The following is a 15,173-nucleotide window of genomic DNA, read 5'->3' on the forward strand; positions in this document are numbered from 1 at the left end:
GGACGATGTTCCGCCCCACGAGGCGAAGTCATCGGAAATCGACTCTAGCGTGCCGGCCCGACACGCGTTATTTGCACGCCGACCACGATGCAGCTTGATTTCGGAATCAATGCAGGGCTCGTCGAGGAGCTCTATGCCCAGTACCTCGAGAACCCGGAGTCGGTAGACCCCGGCTGGCGCTCGTTCTTCGAGGGAAAGAACGGCGGAGCGACGCCGAGCAGGCTGCCCGCTCCGGCGGCGACGCCTACGATCCCGCACCAGGTGCTGCGGCCCGGAAACGGGCACGGCTACGGGAACGGGAATGGCAAGACGAACACGAACGGCGAGGCCGCGAAGACGCTGGAGGCCGCGTTCGCGCGGACGCTCAGCGAGCACCCGAGCTCGCCCGAGTCCTCGCGCGATCTCAAGGTGCTCGCGGAGGCCGCGATCAAGGCGCGCGTCTACGCCCTCGTGAACGCCTACCGCGTGCGCGGCCACCTCTTCGCGCACGTCGACCCGCTCGGCCTGCCGCCCGCCACGCCGCCCGAGCTCGACCTCACGAACTTCGGGCTCCGGGTCGAGGACCTCGAGCTGCCCTTCCCGACGACCGACCTCGCCGGCGTGCCGCCCGTCCTCACGCTGCGCGAGATCATCCGCCGGCTCGAGGAGACGTACTGTCGCTCGATCGGCGTCGAGTTCACGTTCATCGAGGAGCCCGAGGCGCGCCAGTGGCTCCAGCAGCAGATGGAGTCGACGCGCAACCGGCTCACGCTCGACCGCCAGAAGCAGCTCCGGATCCTCACGAAGCTCTCCGACGCCGAGATCTTCGAGCAGTTCATCCACAAGTCCTACGAGGCGGGGACGAAGCGCTTCTCGCTCGAGGGCGCCGAGAGCCTCATCCCGCTGCTCGACCTCATCATCGAGCGCGCGGGGGCGCACGAGGTCGACGAGATCGTGGTCGGCATGGCGCACCGCGGCCGGCTGAACGTCCTCGCGAACATCATGGATAAGAGCCTGCGCGAGATCTTCGCGGCCTTCGAGGACAAGAACGCGGAGCGCCACCTCGGCAGCGGCGACGTCAAGTACCACCTCGGCTACTCGACCGATCGCACGCTCGAGAACGGGCGCAACGTCCACCTCACGCTCACGTTCAACCCGAGCCACCTCGAGTTCGTGAACCCCGTCGTGCAGGGGCGCGTCCGCGCGAAGCAGGACCGTCGCCTCGCCGACGGCACGACCGACGCGCGCCGCCGCGTGATGCCGCTGCTCATCCACGGCGACGCGGCGTTCATCGGGCAGGGCGTCGTCGCCGAGACGCTCAACATGATGAACCTGCCGGGCTACACGACGGCCGGCACGGTCCACGTCATCGTGAACAACCAGGTCGGGTTCACGACCGATCCGATGGAAGGGCGCTCGACCCGCTACGCGTCCGACATCACCCGGATGCTGAAGGTCCCGGTGTTCCACGTGAACGGCGAGGACCCGGAGGCGGTCGCCCACGTCGCGCAGCTCGCGATCGACTACCGCACCCGCTTCGGCTCCGACGTGATCATCGACATGTACTGCTACCGGCGGTACGGCCACAACGAGGGCGACGAGCCGCGCTACACGCAGCCGCGGATGTACGCCGCGATCGACAAGAAGCCGACGGTCCGGCAGGTGTACGTCCGGCGCCTCATGGAGCTCGGGCAGGTCACCGAGGAGAAGGCCGACGAGATCGTCGTGCGGCGCCGCGAGGCGCTCGCCGCCGCGCTCGACGAGGTGAAGCAGAAGGGCTTCGCGCCGGTGCTGTACTCGATGGGCGGCGTGTGGTCGCACTACCGCGGCGGCGCCGACAACGCGACGCCGGAGGTGCCGACGAGCGTGCCGGCCGAGAAGCTCATCGCGCTGTCGGAGAAGCTCCTCGAGCTGCCCGAGGGCTTCAAGGCGCACCCGAAGGTGCTGCCGACGCTCCAGCAGCGGCACGACAAGCTCGTCGCCGGCGAGCCGTTCGACTGGGGCACGGGCGAGATGCTCGCCTACGCGTCGCTGCTCGCCGAGAAGACGCCGGTGCGGCTCTCCGGTCAGGACGTGCAGCGCGGCACCTTCAGCCACCGGCACGCGGTGCTGCGCGACGTCGAGACGAGCGCGCGCTACGCGCCGCTGTCGCGCGTGGCCGAGGGGCCGGCGCGCTTCGAGGCCTACAACAGCCCGCTCAGCGAGGCGGGCGTGCTCGGCTTCGACTTCGGCTACAGCCTCGACTACCCGGACGGGCTCGTCATCTGGGAGGCGCAGTTCGGCGACTTCCTGAACGGCGCGCAGGTCATCGTCGATCAGTTCCTCACGTCGAGCGAGGACAAGTGGCACCGGCTGAGCGGCATCGTGCTCCTCCTGCCGCACGGCTACGAGGGTCAGGGGCCGGAGCACTCGAGCGCGCGCATCGAGCGCTGCCTGCAGAACAGCGCCGAGGACAACATCCAGGTGTGCAACCTGACGACGCCGGCGCAGCTGTTCCACGTGCTGCGGCGGCAGGTGCACAGGCCGTGGCGCAAGCCGCTCATCATCGCGACGCCGAAGAGCCTGCTGCGCGTCCCGGCGACGTCGAAGGGCCCGCACCGGCCCGTGTCGACGATCAAGGATCTCTCCGAGGGCCAGTTCCAGCGCGTGCTGGCCGACACGAGCGGGGTCGATCCGGCGGACGTGAAGCGGGTGCTGCTCTGCTCGGGCAAGGTCTACTACGACCTCGCGCTGGCGCGGGAGACGCGCGGGCTCAAGGACGTGGCGATCCTGCGGCTGGAGCAGCTGGCCCCGCTGAACGAGGAGATCGTGAACGCGCTCGCGCCCTACAAGGACGGCACGCCGCTCGTGTGGGTGCAGGAGGAGCCGCGCAACTACGGCGCCTGGTACTACATCCTCGCGGTGCTCCGGCAGCGCATCGGCGACCGGCTGCCGCTCTCGTGCGTGAGCCGCGCGCCGAGCGCGAGCCCGGCGACCGGCTCGCGCGCGAGCCACCTCCTCGAGCAGAAGATGCTGATGGACGAGGCGTTCGTCGGGGGCACCCGGTGAGCGGCGACGCGGCGAGCCTGCAGGACAGGTACTCGCCGCAGGGCCGCTGCTTCGGCTGCGGGCCGGCGAACGACAGGGGGCTCCGGCTGAAGAGCCGCGTCGAGGGCGACGCGGTGGTCTGCGACTTCACGCCGGAGCCGCACCACGAGGCGTTCCCCGGGATGCTCAACGGCGGCATCATCGGGGCGCTGCTCGACTGCCACTCCAACTGGACCGCGGCGTACCACCTGATGAAGGCGCGGGGGGCCGACGCGCCGCCGTGCACGGTGACGGCGGACTTCCACGTGAAGCTGAAGAAGCCGACGCCGCTCGGCGGCCCGGTGCACCTGCGGGCGCATGTCGCCGAGGCGGAGGGCGACCGCGTCGTGGTCGAGGCGACCCTGGAGGCGGGCGGGCGGGTCACGGCGACGTGCCGCGGGACGTTCGTGGCGGTGAAGGAAGGGCATCCGGCCTTCCACCGCTGGTAGGCGCGGCCCTTCCCTTTCCGGCGCCGCGGCGCCCGGCCTCGGCTACGCTACGCAGCCTGCGCGGCGCTGACCGCCGCGCGCGCCTGCTTGATCGATGCAGCTGTTCATCGCGCTCGCACTCTTCGAGGGCTGCCCCTTCGACTTCCTGAACAGCCCGGCCGCGCTGCGCGGCGCGCTGGAGGCGGCGGTCGCCGCGGGGCCGTTCACGCTGCTCGAGATGGCGGTGGTCCCGTTCTCTCCGCAAGGGATCACCGCGTGCGCCGTCGTCGGCGAATCGCACGTCGCCCTGCACTCCTGGCCCGAGTCGGGGCGGCTCTTCGTCGACGTCGCCTCGTGCAGCACGCTGGAGAGCGTCCGCCGCGCCGTGGCCGCCATCGGGAGCGCGCTGCCCGAGGGGCGGCTCGCGACCCTCGACGAGCGCATCGTCGACCCCGGCGGCGCGCGAGCGCCCTGACGCGGCGCCGCGCCCCGCTGGGCGGGCAGGGGCGCCCTGACGCGGCGCCGCGCCCCCGTGGAGAGGGCGCGCGGCCGCGCCGGGCGCGGTGTGGATCAGTGCTGGCCGAGCACGCGGCGGAGCGGCTTGTTGAACGCGAACATCGCGGCGCCCGCGCTCAGGCCGAGGAGGGTGAGCATCAGGAAGAACATGTCCTTCGACCAGCGCTCGTAGAAGATGCCGATGTAGCCGCTCAGCGTGTTGCCGAGGAAGCTCGAGACGAACCACATGCCCATCATCATCGACACGATCCGCACCGGCGAGACCTTGGTCACGAGCGACAGGCCGATGGGCGACAGGTAGAGCTCGCCGATCGTGAGCAGCAGCGTGCAGAAGACCGGCCAGAACAGGCTGCCCTTGCCGCCGCCGACGGCCTGCGCGCCGAGGATCATCACGATGAACGACAGCCCGAGGATGGTGCAGCCCAGGGCCATCTTCGAGACGCTCGTCGGCTCGGTGCCCCGCTTCGCCTGCCAGCGCCAGAAGATGTCGAGCAGGGGGGCGAACAGGATGATGCAGAGCGGGTTCACCGACTGGAACCACGTCGACGGGATCTGGAAGCCGAGGACGATGGGCCACACCGTCTTCTCGTCGGCCCAGCTCTGCATCGTGTTGCCCTGCTGCTCGTAGACCGCCCAGAAGACGACGTTGAGGGCGCAGAGCGCCACGAGCGCGCCGACGCGCTGCCACTCGTCGCCGGAGAGCGGCTGCTTCTGCTCGCCGGCGCCCTCCGCCGTCTTCATCAGGTTGTCCTTGGCGAGGTACTTCTGCCCCGCCAGGTAGACGACGAGCCCAAGGCACATCCCGACGCCCGCGGCGGCGAAGCCGTAGTGCCAGCCGTAGACGGCGGCCAGGGTGCCGCACACGAAGTTGCAGATGAAGGCGCCGAGGTTGATGCCCATGTAGAAGATGGTGAAGGCGCCGTCGCGGCGCGGATCACCCTTCGGATACAGGCTGCCGACCTGGGTCGAGATGTTGGGCTTGAACGCGCCGTTGCCGAGGATGAGCAGGAGCAGCGCGATGAAGAACGAGTTCTCGAACGCCATCACGAAGTGTCCGATGGCCATCAAGACGCCGCCGATCACCACCGTCTTGCGCTGCCCCCACACCTTGTCGGCGAGGATGCCGCCGAAGAACGGCGTGAGGTACACGAGGCCCGTGTACAGCCCGTAGAGCATGGACGCCTGCTCGCCGGGCGCGCTCGGGAGGAGTCCCTTGATGAACTCCCAGGCGAACACCGTGGTCGGATCACCAGGGACGAGATCGCATGGCGTCGCGTGCTGCCGGCACCCCTGGTAGGCCTCTCGCGCTGTGACGAACAGGAAGTTCGCCATATACAGCTTGAGGAGGCCGCGCATGCCGTAATAGGAAAAGCGCTCCCACATCTCCGCGAAGAAGAGGATCACGAGCCCCGGCGGGTGCTTGAAGCGCCTCTCGAAAGCGGTGACGGGGAGGGCCGGCTCGATTGCTTGCTCGCTCAATGCTGTCTTCTCCACGAGCTGGGACCACGCTGCGTGGTGGTCGGGCGATGCGGGGGATCGTGGGGCGCGCTGCCCCTCGGCACGGGGATGCTAGACCATCCGCGACGACCACGTCACCCCCTTGTTGCGCACAGCGTCGAGCCGGGTGAACAGGGTGTCCACGTAGGCGGCCCTTCGGCCACGGGCGGAGGACAGGTGGGCGGGGCGCTCCGGTCGGCGCTGCGATAGGCGAAGCGGCCGTGGGCCGGCGAGCGGCCGCTGCCGCTGGCGGAGCGAGCGCCGGTGGTGGCGGACCCGCCTCCGCGCCGACGCCGCCGGCCGCCGCGGATGGACCGCATCAGCCCGCGCCGTCCTCGGTTGTGCCGGGAGCGTCCCCTTCGCCGCGGGCTCCGCCCTGGCCGCGCGAGGGCGCCCTCCCTCTGAAGGCGAGATCCACAGTCGAGGCTTCCGGTGAGAGGCTGTCGGCCGCAGATGCTTTGTGATGCAACATCCCAAAACTCGCTATGTCCCGAGGGACAGCGCACGTTCGACGGGTCTCCTTTGGATTCTGCTTCTCCCTGCCTGCGCGGGCGTCGAGCCGTCGCCGCCGGAGGCGTGCTCTCCTGGCGAGGAGCGCTTTCGCGGGCGGTGCGTCCAGCCCGCCGCCCGCTACGAGCCTGAAGAGCGGGTTGACCGGGACAACGTCGTCGCCTTCGGCGCCGAGCTCACCCGGCTCGCGCTGCCGGAGCCGCCGCGCAGCGGCTTCAGGATCATCGCGCCGCCGCGGCTCATGGCGCCCGGCGAGGAGGCGACCTTCTGCGTGTCATGGCCTTTCCCCGCGATCGAGAGCACGACCGTCCACGCGGCGCGCGTCTACGCGACGGCCGGGCTGCATCACAGCAACGTGATCGCCAAGCCGGTCAATCCATCGTTCGGGCCGAACCCTTACCCGGGCTGCCATCCTGGCGCCGACGATCCCTTCGGTACGCTGCCGGCGGCCATCCCGGACGTGCTCTTCGCGAGCTCCACGCAGGTCGTCGGCGAGGAGACGCTCGTCTTCCCGGAGGGGATGGGCTTCACCCTCGATACGTCCCGCGAGATCGCGACGAGCATCCACCTGCTCAACACGTCGCCCGAGCCCGCGGTCGTCGAGATCGCCTACGACTTCTTCACCATGCCTCTCTCGGAGCGGACGGAAGAGCTCGCGCCGTTCGTCTTGAGCGTCAACGACTTCCTCGTCCCGCCGCGCGCCACGCGGACCATCGGCACGACGTGCTCGACGTTCGGCGGGAACATCGTCTCTCTGATGCCGCACACGCACCGTTACGCCGATGCCTTCGACGTCGACGTCCTCCGCGCGGACGGGGGCGAGGCGCGCGTGTACGAGGGCGGGGCGTTCGATCTGGAGAGCGACATCGAGGTCTACCGGCCGGCGCTCGCGCTCGGCGAAGGCGACTCCCTCCGGTACGCGTGCAGGTTCCGGAACACGTCGGACCACGATCTCACGTTCGGCTACGGGGACAACGAGATGTGCATGCTGTTCGGGTACATGTACCCGCCCGACAAGCAGCTGGCGGGGATCTCGCTGCGCGACGGGGAGCCGTGCATCTCGCTCGGCCTCGGCGCGCTCCGGTGAGGAGCTTCGTCGCCGCCTGATCCCCGCGCGGGCGCGGGCGAACGCCCCTGGACACGCCTCCGCCTCCTCCAAGCGAATGGCGCCATGAGCAAGAACGTATTCTTGCATACATACTTCTCACAAAAAGATTGGACGACAGTTGAACAACCATGAACAAACGGTATACAGACGGACGCTCGCCGGGAAAATTAGTGAGATAGATCACAATCAACGTCGTCCGAGAGCGACGTTCAGGAGATTCGACCGTGAAGCAAGAGCTCCTCCGTTCACCGCACGTTTCACCGCACGTGATGCTGGGCGCAGCGCTCCTCGTCTCGGCCCTGGGAGGGCTGGGCGCCTGCCAGGGGACCGAGGAAGACGCCGCATCGGGGGCTCCAGAGGCCGCTGGGTCGCCCGGTCGTTGCGTCTATACGAGCGCCTTCAGCCAGGCCGAGGAGTGCCGTGAGTACACGGGCGCGGGCTGGACCGCCGAGGCCGCGGAGGCCGACTGCAAGGCGCTCCAGGGCTCCACCTTCACCAGCGGCGAGAGCTGCGTCTATCCAGAGACGCTCGGCCGATGCGTGCTCGGCGGCGGGACCGGCGACGAGTACAGCCTCGTCCTCCCCGGCGGCGACACGAGCCAGTGCGCCTCGACCCAGCGCGGCTGCGAGATGTTCGGCGGCGGCCGGTTCGAGCCCGACGCCTGCGAGGGCGCGGCCGAGGAGCCCGGCGGCGGCGTGGGCACGGGCGGCGCCGTCTTCCAGTGGCCCGAGCAGGTCTGCGTCGACCCGATGGCCGGCGAGCCGGCAGGGCAGAGCGGCGGGAAGGTCTGCACGTTCGGCGCGATCTCGGGCTGCACCGAGCCCGGGCGCCTCTTCACCGACTACGCGTCGTGCGAGCCGGTCCTCACGCAGCGCCCGTACTGGCCGGCGCCCCCCTCGGACTACAAGACGCCGAGCGACGATCCACGGCTGTCCGATCCAGAATGGCTCGGCGAGCTCGCCTGGGTCACGGAGCAGACCGAGGCGTGCGGGTGCGTGTGCTGCCACTCGGAGAAGGCCGCGCCGGCCGCGGGGCCGTCGAACTGGTACATCGAGGCCGGACCGGTCTGGACCGACAGCTTCTATCCAACGGGCCTCGCGCTGGCGGCCGGCTGGGTCTCCTCGGCGGCGCTCGGCGCGTACCCGCCGGACCAGAACAACGGCTTCTCCCGTGACGTCAGCGGACTGCCCTCCACGGATCCGGCGCGCATGGTCGCGTTCTTCGAGGGCGAGCTCCTCCGCCGCGGATTCACGAAGGAGGATTTCGCCGACGAGACCCCGTTCGGCGGGCCGCTCCATGAACAGAGCCTCTACGTGCCAGGCGACTGCGCGGCGGGGGAAGGCGTGGACGCCGCGGGCAAGATCACGTGGAGCGGCGGCGACGCCCGGTACGTCTACGTCCTGTCGGCGAACGCCGAGAACCCGGGCACTCCGCCCAACCTCGATCTGCCCGAGGGGACGATCTGGCGGCTCGACGTTCCCTCGAGCGCCGCGCCCGTCAAGAGTGGGATCACCTACGGCGAGGTCCCGCCGGGCACGAAGCAGGGCTATCCCGCCGAGGGGAGCCCCGAGGAGCTCGTCCCGGGCACGAAATACTACCTGTACGTCTGGGAAGACGTCGCCATCCCGATCACGCGGTGCCTGTTCGAGGCTTCGCCCTGAGAGGGAGCTCCACGGCGGAGCCCCCTCCCTCGGGGTTCAGCCGGCGTCAGTCCGCTGCTTTACCGCCGGCGCCGCCCGCTCCGACAGGCGCTTCGCCGCCACCCGCTCCGGCGCCTGCTTCGCCGCCGCCCGCTCCGACGGGCGCTTCGCCACCGCCCGCTCCGACGCCGGCGTCTCCGCCGCCCGCTCCGACGCCGCCGCCGCACTCCTTGGGATAGTCGCAGTAGCCGCCGCAATCGACCAGGGGAGGAACGCAGAAGCCGCACTCCTGGGGAAAGCCGCAGTAGCCGCCGCAATCGATCTGGGGAGGCATGCAGAGCTGCGGCTGCTCGCGGTTCCGCTCCAGCTCCACCGGCAGGACCTCGAGCTGCTGGGTGAGCCAGGCGTCCAGCTCCTCGTATCGCTGCTCGTCGCCCCCGCGGAGCATGCCCTCGTCCGACAGCTGCTCGTAGAGACCCTTCAGCACCGCGTTCGGGTCCAGCGCCGCGAACTCCTCGATCACCTCCTCGCACGCCGCGATCGTGTCGGCCCAGCAGGCCGGCTCGCTCTGGCACCCGCGCGCCAGCGTGTTCGTGCCGGCCAGGGGCACCACCGGATACCAACTCTGCCCCAGGCTGATGTCGACCGAGTACGGCAGGTACTGGAAAAGACCATCGGCGCGCTCGACCAGCACGACGTTGTTGCTGTTGTGGAGCGCGTCGTCCCCGGTGGCGAGCACCCACGACAGGCACTGGAACCGGTGGAACGCCGGCCAGTCGATCCAGCCCTCGAGCGCGGCCTTGAAGCCCTCGCCAGGGGGCGTCGCGGCGATCAGCTCCTCGAGCTCCTTCGCGCGGGTGTTGTCACACTCCTTGAGCTGGCAGTTCTCTGGATCGTCGAAGGCGCTCCCGCCGAACGGCACCATGTCGATGGGGAGCGGGATCCCGCCGCCCCCCGGGACCTCGACGGCGAAGTCTCCGGCGAACTCCCACATGTTGGCGCAGCCGCCGCCGAACTTGCTCTCGAGGCGGGTGCAGAACGCCTTCTTGTAGCGCTCGACCACGATGTAGGGGATCGCCACCTCCGCGCCCCAGACGTTGCTCGACAACCAGGCGTAGTTGGTCAGGGGAGCCGGATAATCGAGGCGGGCATAGAGATCGAGCGTGAGGCGCTCGCGGAAGATGCTGCCGACCTGGCCGTTGTTGAAGCGCACGTGCTCGAAGCCGCCGAGCCGTTGCTTCTCGACGAACTCGTCGGCGTCGATGTTGAGGTTGGGGATGGTGCGCTTCGTCCAGGGCCGCTGCGTCGACTGGCCCGCGACCCCCACCTGGACCTTGCCGTAGTCGGCCGTCTTGCCCTCGGCGCCGGCCGTCGTCACCCACAGATGATCGGCGAAGGTCGTGTCCTCCCCGGTCGGTGAGTAGATGTCCCCGAATGCGTCCCTCTTGATGGGGCCCCCGATGCCGCCGATCCCTTCGTTCATGACCTCGAGCTGCTCTTCCGAGACGGCGAACCAGTAGCGGTTGCCGACGGTGCCGAAGACGTCGAGCGCGTGCTCGGCCACCTGGGTGTCCACGACCGGCGCTCCCGGGTATGGCTCGGGCGCGCCGCCGGCGCCCCCGCCACCACCGGCGCCGCCAGCGCCGCCAGCGCCGCCAGCGCCGCCCTCCCCGTTCGTGTAGTAGTAGTTGTAGATGTTGTCCGGCTTGTCAGCGCACCCCGCCGAGATGACGGCAGACGGGAGGGCAAGCAGGGCAAACAGCGAGAGGACTCGCGTGCGGGACGACCATGATCGAGCAGAGGAAGACGACGGCAGCTGATTGGACATGAAGCGCAACCTTTCCGCTGCACGCCCATTGCAAAGAACGTACCGTTCACGGCAAAATTGTAGCGCGTCGGTGTCGGTGCCCTGGAGACAGGTCGGCCCTTGCGGGTCCGGCGGGTTTGTCGAGGAGCTCGCGCCGTCCGTGCCGCGGTGCGTGGACGCGGCGCCGGAGCCCCTCATGACACGAGGGTCAGAGGCTGGCACACCTGTCGAGGAGCTTCGTCCTTGTGTGCCAACGCCGCAACGCAGCGTCGATCCATCGGGGCGAGGATCGCACCGGCGCTCCCACCGCACGCCGGCGATCGCTCCGGGTATCCTGATCCAGCCGGTCGAGCGCGCGTCGCGCGCTCTCCGCCTCACCGCGCCTTCTTCGCCTTCGTCGCGGGCAGCGCGCGCGAGCTCGGCCGATACATCCCCGTCGTCGCGTCGTAGCGCCACGTGATCTCCACGGCGCGCGGCACCTCGCCCTCGGCGTCCTGGCGCCACGGCGTACCGCGGATCCCGAAGCGGTCGAAGCGCGTTGAATGGAACTCCTCGACGTCCTTGGCCCACGGACCGTTGTCCGCGGCCCCTTCCAGGAGCTCGGTGTACTCGCCGCTCGGCTTGATGGCGATGACCCGCCAGTCCGCGCTCTCGGCCCAGATGTCCGTCGACGTGTACTGATCGTAAAAGAACATGTGAAGCTCCTTGTTGCGCCTCACGATGCCCGTCGGCGCGCCGTAGCTCTGGATGGTGTCGACGATCTCGCCTTTGCGCAGGATGGCGAGGGCAGGCCGCCGCAGGAAGAGCTCGCCGATCTCGACGTCCCCTATCGCGGATATCGGGCTGTAGAGTCCCTGGCGCGTGGGCTCCAGCGCGGTACCGTCCGAGCCCCGCGCATAGCCGATGACCTCGAGCTCGAGCGGATCTCCCGGCTGGTACGACATGGGGACAGGGCCGATCGGCTCCGGCGCCTGGAACGCCAGGGCGCGGAGGTTTGCGAAGGGCTCGTAGCTCACCGGCTCCGGGATCTCCCGCCAGACCCACTCCTCGTCCGCCGGCGCCGGCGGGCGCGGCGCGTCCGCCGCCCGCGCGAAGAGCCGGATGCTGTCGATGGGCGCCGACGAGGCGCGGGGCAGCGCGGAGGTCGGCAGCGTGGCCTCGATGGTGAGCCTCCCGTCGCCGGCCTTCACCGCCGCCTTCGCGCCCTCGATCGGGCGTCCCTTCCCGTCCTCGCCGATCCCCGAGAGGCCGCCGCGATCCAGCCGGAAGAACCGCACGAAGCGCGCCTCGTAGCCGGCGATGAACGCGTCATGCCGGGCCAGCGTTTCCTGGCAGGCCTTCTGCACGTCGGCCGGGAGCGGCTCGCCGCCCATGTCGGCCTCGCAGTTGAGCGGCATCACCCCGCCCCCGCGCTGGAAATAGCCGATGGGCGGCAGCTCCGGCGCGCCGAAGCCGAGGCCCAGCCAGATCCCGTCCCGTGATCCCTCGTCGAGCTCCGCCGCGAGGGTGACGCCCGCGCTGGAGAGCACCAGGGCGACGTGCGAAGGCGCATCCATCGCGCTGGTCGAGGGCGGCGGAAGCGCGCTCTCCCCTCGCGCGGGCCGCGCAGGACGTGGTGGCGGCGGCGGGACCAGCGAGCCCCACTCCGCCACGTCGCCGTCGAGCACGAACCCTCCAGGCACGCGCGCCTGGGTCTTCACGCTGACGAGCGGCGAAGGCCCGGGCGCGGCCGCCGGGGGCGTGGCCACGACGGGGGGCTTCGGCAGCACGGCGATCTCGGCGCGCGCCGTCGCGGGAGGCGGCGCGGGCCGGCAAGCAGCAGCGAAGAAAGGCGCAAGCAGCAGGAGGGCGGGAAGGCGACGGGTTCGCATGGCGGAGCTCATGGTACCGGAGCGGGCGCTGGTCGGCCGATGATGAGCGGGCGCGCGCCCAGCGTGCCCGCGGCGAGGACCACCTCGTCCGCGGCCGGGTCGACGCCGAAGGCCGCGCCCATCGCGGCGCCCATGCGCTGATAGACCACCTCCCAGCGCACCGCGAACCCGTCGATGGCGGCCGGGAACACGAGCCGCAGGACACGCGGCGCGCCCGAGGCGGGAAGGCGCGTATCACCGGCCGGGACGCGCTCGATGCCTCCTTCGACCGGGCGCACGGAGAACCTTCGCTCGAGGAACACAGGCGCGGCGGCGGCCACGATGGCGCCCTTCGTATCGACGGCCGAGGCGCGGACCTCGAGCCGGCGGAACATATCGCCCGTGGGGACGGCGTGCCCCGCCGCGACCACGCGCGCGCTCACCTCGATGGCGTTCGCGCCGCTCCGCGACGCGCTGGCGTCGATCGCGGAACGAAGGACGGCCGGATCCCCGACCACGGCGAAGCGATGATCGCGGTGCGGTCTCCCGGCGATGCCCTGAACGAGCTGCATGTGGCAATCGCGGCAGGGTCGCTCCGCGAAGCGCCCGGAGCGGTGCTCGGCCACGGTGTCCTGCATGGGCACGCCGGGCGCTCGCGGAAAATCGAACTGATGGCAGCGGGCGCAGCCCTCGTCGGTCGAGAGCCGCGCGTCGCCGCGGACCGCGTGCGCGCCGCCGCGCGCGACCCGGCCGCGCGCGGAGACGACCTCGCCGGCCACGAGATGGCAGGTGACGCACCCCACGCCCACCGCTTGCGCGTCCGCGCCGGGGTGGTGGGCCGGATCGGCCTCGGGCGCATGGCAGCCACGGCAGAAGGGCAGCGGCTCGATCGCGTAGGACCTCTGGAAGACGCGATCCGTGAACGCCTGCCGGTGCAGCGAGGCGCGCCACTCGGCCGCGATGTCCTCGTGGCAGGCCTCGCAACGCTGGTTCTCGATGCGCGCCGAGAAGCCCTGCGGTCTCCCCTGCGGCGCGGGTCCCGGCAGCGGCGGCAGCGCATCGCCGCGCACGCCGGCCGCGGGCGCGAACAGCAGCGCGGCCAGCGCCACGACGGCGGCGCCCGCGACACGAGGTGTCCTCCGTTCACCGGAGGCCGTCCGACGCCACCTGCCCATGTCCGCTCAGGATAGCACTCCTCAGGACGACGGACGAAGTCTCGAAGCTCGGCGGATGCGACGCCTCGGTGGACCGCCATGGATCGAGAGCGTACGCTCGAGGAATGGCCGGTCCAGTGGCGTCCGTGTTGCTGCCGTCGAAGATGAGCGTGGAGCGAGTCGCCGCGCTTCGAAGTGGAATCTCGCGCATCGCCGACGATGTTCAGGGGGACGACTTCTGGGTTGACCAACGCCCGTTCATTCTGACCGTTGGGCCCGAATATCCTGAGGCGATATCCGAGATCCTCGATGCGGGCCTCCCGGAGGTGCTCGGATGGTCGCCAGAAGACGTCGTTTCATTCGCCGCGATGTGCAACGACGACCAGGACCATCGGTTGCTTGCCAGGTTGTGCATCGACCTGGCCGAGGCGGAAGGTGGAATCATCGATTTCGGTGGGCAGCTAGCGTTCGGTCTACAGCTGGACGGCCTTCAGGACGACAAGCCTGTCAGGGTCGAGAATCCAGGTGGAGTCACGGGCGTGCTGTTCGTGACGGCGCGCTCCCACTACGGAGACGTGGCGCTCGCGCGCTCCTGGCTACGGCACGCGAGCTTCCGCATGGTGAAGTAGATGCAACTCGGATCGGTCCAACGATTGGCTAGACCGCTTGATTCAGGTCGTCGCCACGAGCAATTCCTCTGAATTGTTCGGCGGACGAAGGCCATCCGTCCTGCCCGCGAAGTAGCGCTCTGCAAGCGCAGCGGCCGATACGTGCTGGACCTCTCTGAAGCCGGCATCTCGAGCCAGCGTCAGCATCTCTGCCGGGGTGAAGAAGCTGATGAAGGGCGTGCCGTTGGCTCTGGCCCCCGCTGCCGCTCGCTCGATCCCGGGACGCACCTCCGGGTCCGCCAGCTCGATCGGAAGCATGAACGACATGGCGAGCGTGGAGCCCGGAGCGAGCGCCGCGACCTGGCGCAGCGTCGCCGCGATCGCGTCCGTGGTCAGGTACATGCTGACACCGGTGGACGCCACGACCGCCGGCCGCCCCGAGTCGAAGCCCGAGGCCGCCAGCCGCTCCCACCACGCGTCTCCTGCCTCGAAGTCGACCGGCACGAGCCGCAGGAACGATGGGACGCCGAGGCCGAGGTCGAGGAGGCGCTGGCGCTTCCACGCCTGGGGGCTGGGCCGATCGATCTCGAACACGAACAGGCGGGAGGCAAGCTCCGGCCGACGCTGGGCGAAGGTGTCGAGGCCCGCTCCGAGGATGACATACTGCCCGACGCCACGGGCGGCCTGTTCCGCGACGAGATCTTCGACGAAGCGGGCGCGAGCCAGGATGGAGGCGCGGAAGGGCCGCGTGAACGGGCTCATGTCCGGACGGCTGCGCCAGCCGTCGTCCGGAGCCGCCAGCTTCAACCCGACGTCGTCTTCGAACACGTGCGGCGGCGCATCGGCTTCCACGTGCAGCGCACGCCACAAGGCGACCCGAACCGCCGTGTCGTCCGGAGCCGCCGCTTGTTCATCCTGCATGACGTACTCTCTCCTGGTTTCTGATTGTTGGCGGCCGAACGAGATGGAATCGGGCGGAGCTTCTACGTTTGCCCCGCGCCGCTCCGTGC

The 15,173-nt window shown here is 70.0% G+C and carries 11 protein-coding genes; 6 read left to right on the forward strand and 5 right to left on the reverse strand.

Going from position 1 to position 15,173, the window contains the following annotated elements; genetic code table 11:
- Window positions 1-87 precede the first annotated feature (87 nt).
- From WMF46_RS30530 to WMF46_RS30540, 3 genes are all read left to right on the forward strand, one after another.
- Window positions 88-3,027, forward strand: coding sequence for a 2-oxoglutarate dehydrogenase E1 component (locus WMF46_RS30530; protein WP_437980433.1), 2,940 nt, complete (start codon window positions 88-90; stop codon window positions 3,025-3,027).
- A complete protein-coding gene (locus WMF46_RS30535; protein WP_437980434.1) occupies window positions 3,024-3,494 on the forward strand; it encodes a PaaI family thioesterase in 471 nt (156 codons plus the stop codon). Before WMF46_RS30530 ends, WMF46_RS30535 begins: the two co-directional genes overlap by 4 nt.
- Window positions 3,495-3,588: 94 nt before the next feature.
- Window positions 3,589-3,948 (forward strand): S-adenosylmethionine decarboxylase family protein, encoded by a 360-nt coding sequence (locus WMF46_RS30540; RefSeq protein WP_437708801.1) that lies wholly within the window; start codon window positions 3,589-3,591, stop codon window positions 3,946-3,948.
- A 95-nt stretch (window positions 3,949-4,043) separates the two neighbouring features.
- On the opposite strand, the gene WMF46_RS30545 is transcribed toward WMF46_RS30540, so the two are convergent.
- Window positions 4,044-5,468 carry a peptide MFS transporter gene (locus WMF46_RS30545; RefSeq protein WP_437980435.1) on the reverse strand — a complete coding sequence of 475 codons (1,425 nt, stop codon included), beginning with the start codon at window positions 5,466-5,468 and terminating at the stop codon, window positions 4,044-4,046.
- A gap of 481 nt (window positions 5,469-5,949) precedes the next feature.
- Here WMF46_RS30545 and WMF46_RS30550 point away from each other — a divergent pair, with 481 nt between their 5' ends.
- Together WMF46_RS30550 and WMF46_RS30555 are read left to right on the forward strand one after the other, a co-directional pair.
- Window positions 5,950-7,083: a hypothetical protein gene (locus WMF46_RS30550; RefSeq protein WP_437980436.1), complete on the forward strand. Its 1,134-nt coding sequence runs from the start codon at window positions 5,950-5,952 to the stop codon at window positions 7,081-7,083.
- 245 nt (window positions 7,084-7,328) lie between these two features.
- Complete coding sequence (locus tag WMF46_RS30555) at window positions 7,329-8,765, forward strand: proteinase inhibitor (RefSeq protein WP_437980437.1); 1,437 nt, start codon at window positions 7,329-7,331, stop codon at window positions 8,763-8,765.
- A 46-nt stretch (window positions 8,766-8,811) separates the two neighbouring features.
- Here the strand turns inward: WMF46_RS30555 and WMF46_RS30560 are convergent, their stop codons facing one another.
- From WMF46_RS30560 to WMF46_RS30570, 3 genes are all read right to left on the reverse strand, one after another.
- On the reverse strand, window positions 8,812-10,572 hold the full coding sequence (locus WMF46_RS30560) for a CotH kinase family protein (RefSeq protein WP_437980438.1): 1,761 nt from the start codon (window positions 10,570-10,572) through the stop codon (window positions 8,812-8,814).
- Between the two features lie 353 nt (window positions 10,573-10,925).
- A complete protein-coding gene (locus WMF46_RS30565) occupies window positions 10,926-12,422 on the reverse strand; it encodes a hypothetical protein (protein WP_437980439.1) in 1,497 nt (498 codons plus the stop codon).
- A gap of 8 nt (window positions 12,423-12,430) precedes the next feature.
- Window positions 12,431-13,576: a multiheme c-type cytochrome gene (locus WMF46_RS30570; RefSeq protein ID WP_437980440.1), complete on the reverse strand. Its 1,146-nt coding sequence runs from the start codon at window positions 13,574-13,576 to the stop codon at window positions 12,431-12,433.
- A gap of 116 nt (window positions 13,577-13,692) precedes the next feature.
- Between WMF46_RS30570 and WMF46_RS30575 the strand changes: the two genes are divergently transcribed.
- On the forward strand, window positions 13,693-14,184 hold the full coding sequence (locus WMF46_RS30575) for a DUF6368 family protein (RefSeq protein ID WP_437980441.1): 492 nt from the start codon (window positions 13,693-13,695) through the stop codon (window positions 14,182-14,184).
- A gap of 42 nt (window positions 14,185-14,226) precedes the next feature.
- Here the strand turns inward: WMF46_RS30575 and WMF46_RS30580 are convergent, their stop codons facing one another.
- Window positions 14,227-15,084 carry a class I SAM-dependent methyltransferase gene (locus WMF46_RS30580; RefSeq protein WP_437987952.1) on the reverse strand — a complete coding sequence of 286 codons (858 nt, stop codon included), beginning with the start codon at window positions 15,082-15,084 and terminating at the stop codon, window positions 14,227-14,229.
- Window positions 15,085-15,173: the final 89 nt, after the last annotated feature.

The sequence above is a fragment of the Sorangium sp. So ce117 genome (assembly GCF_051524395.1).
In the GTDB taxonomy this organism is placed as follows: Bacteria; Myxococcota_A; Polyangia; order Polyangiales; family Polyangiaceae; genus Sorangium; species Sorangium cellulosum_B.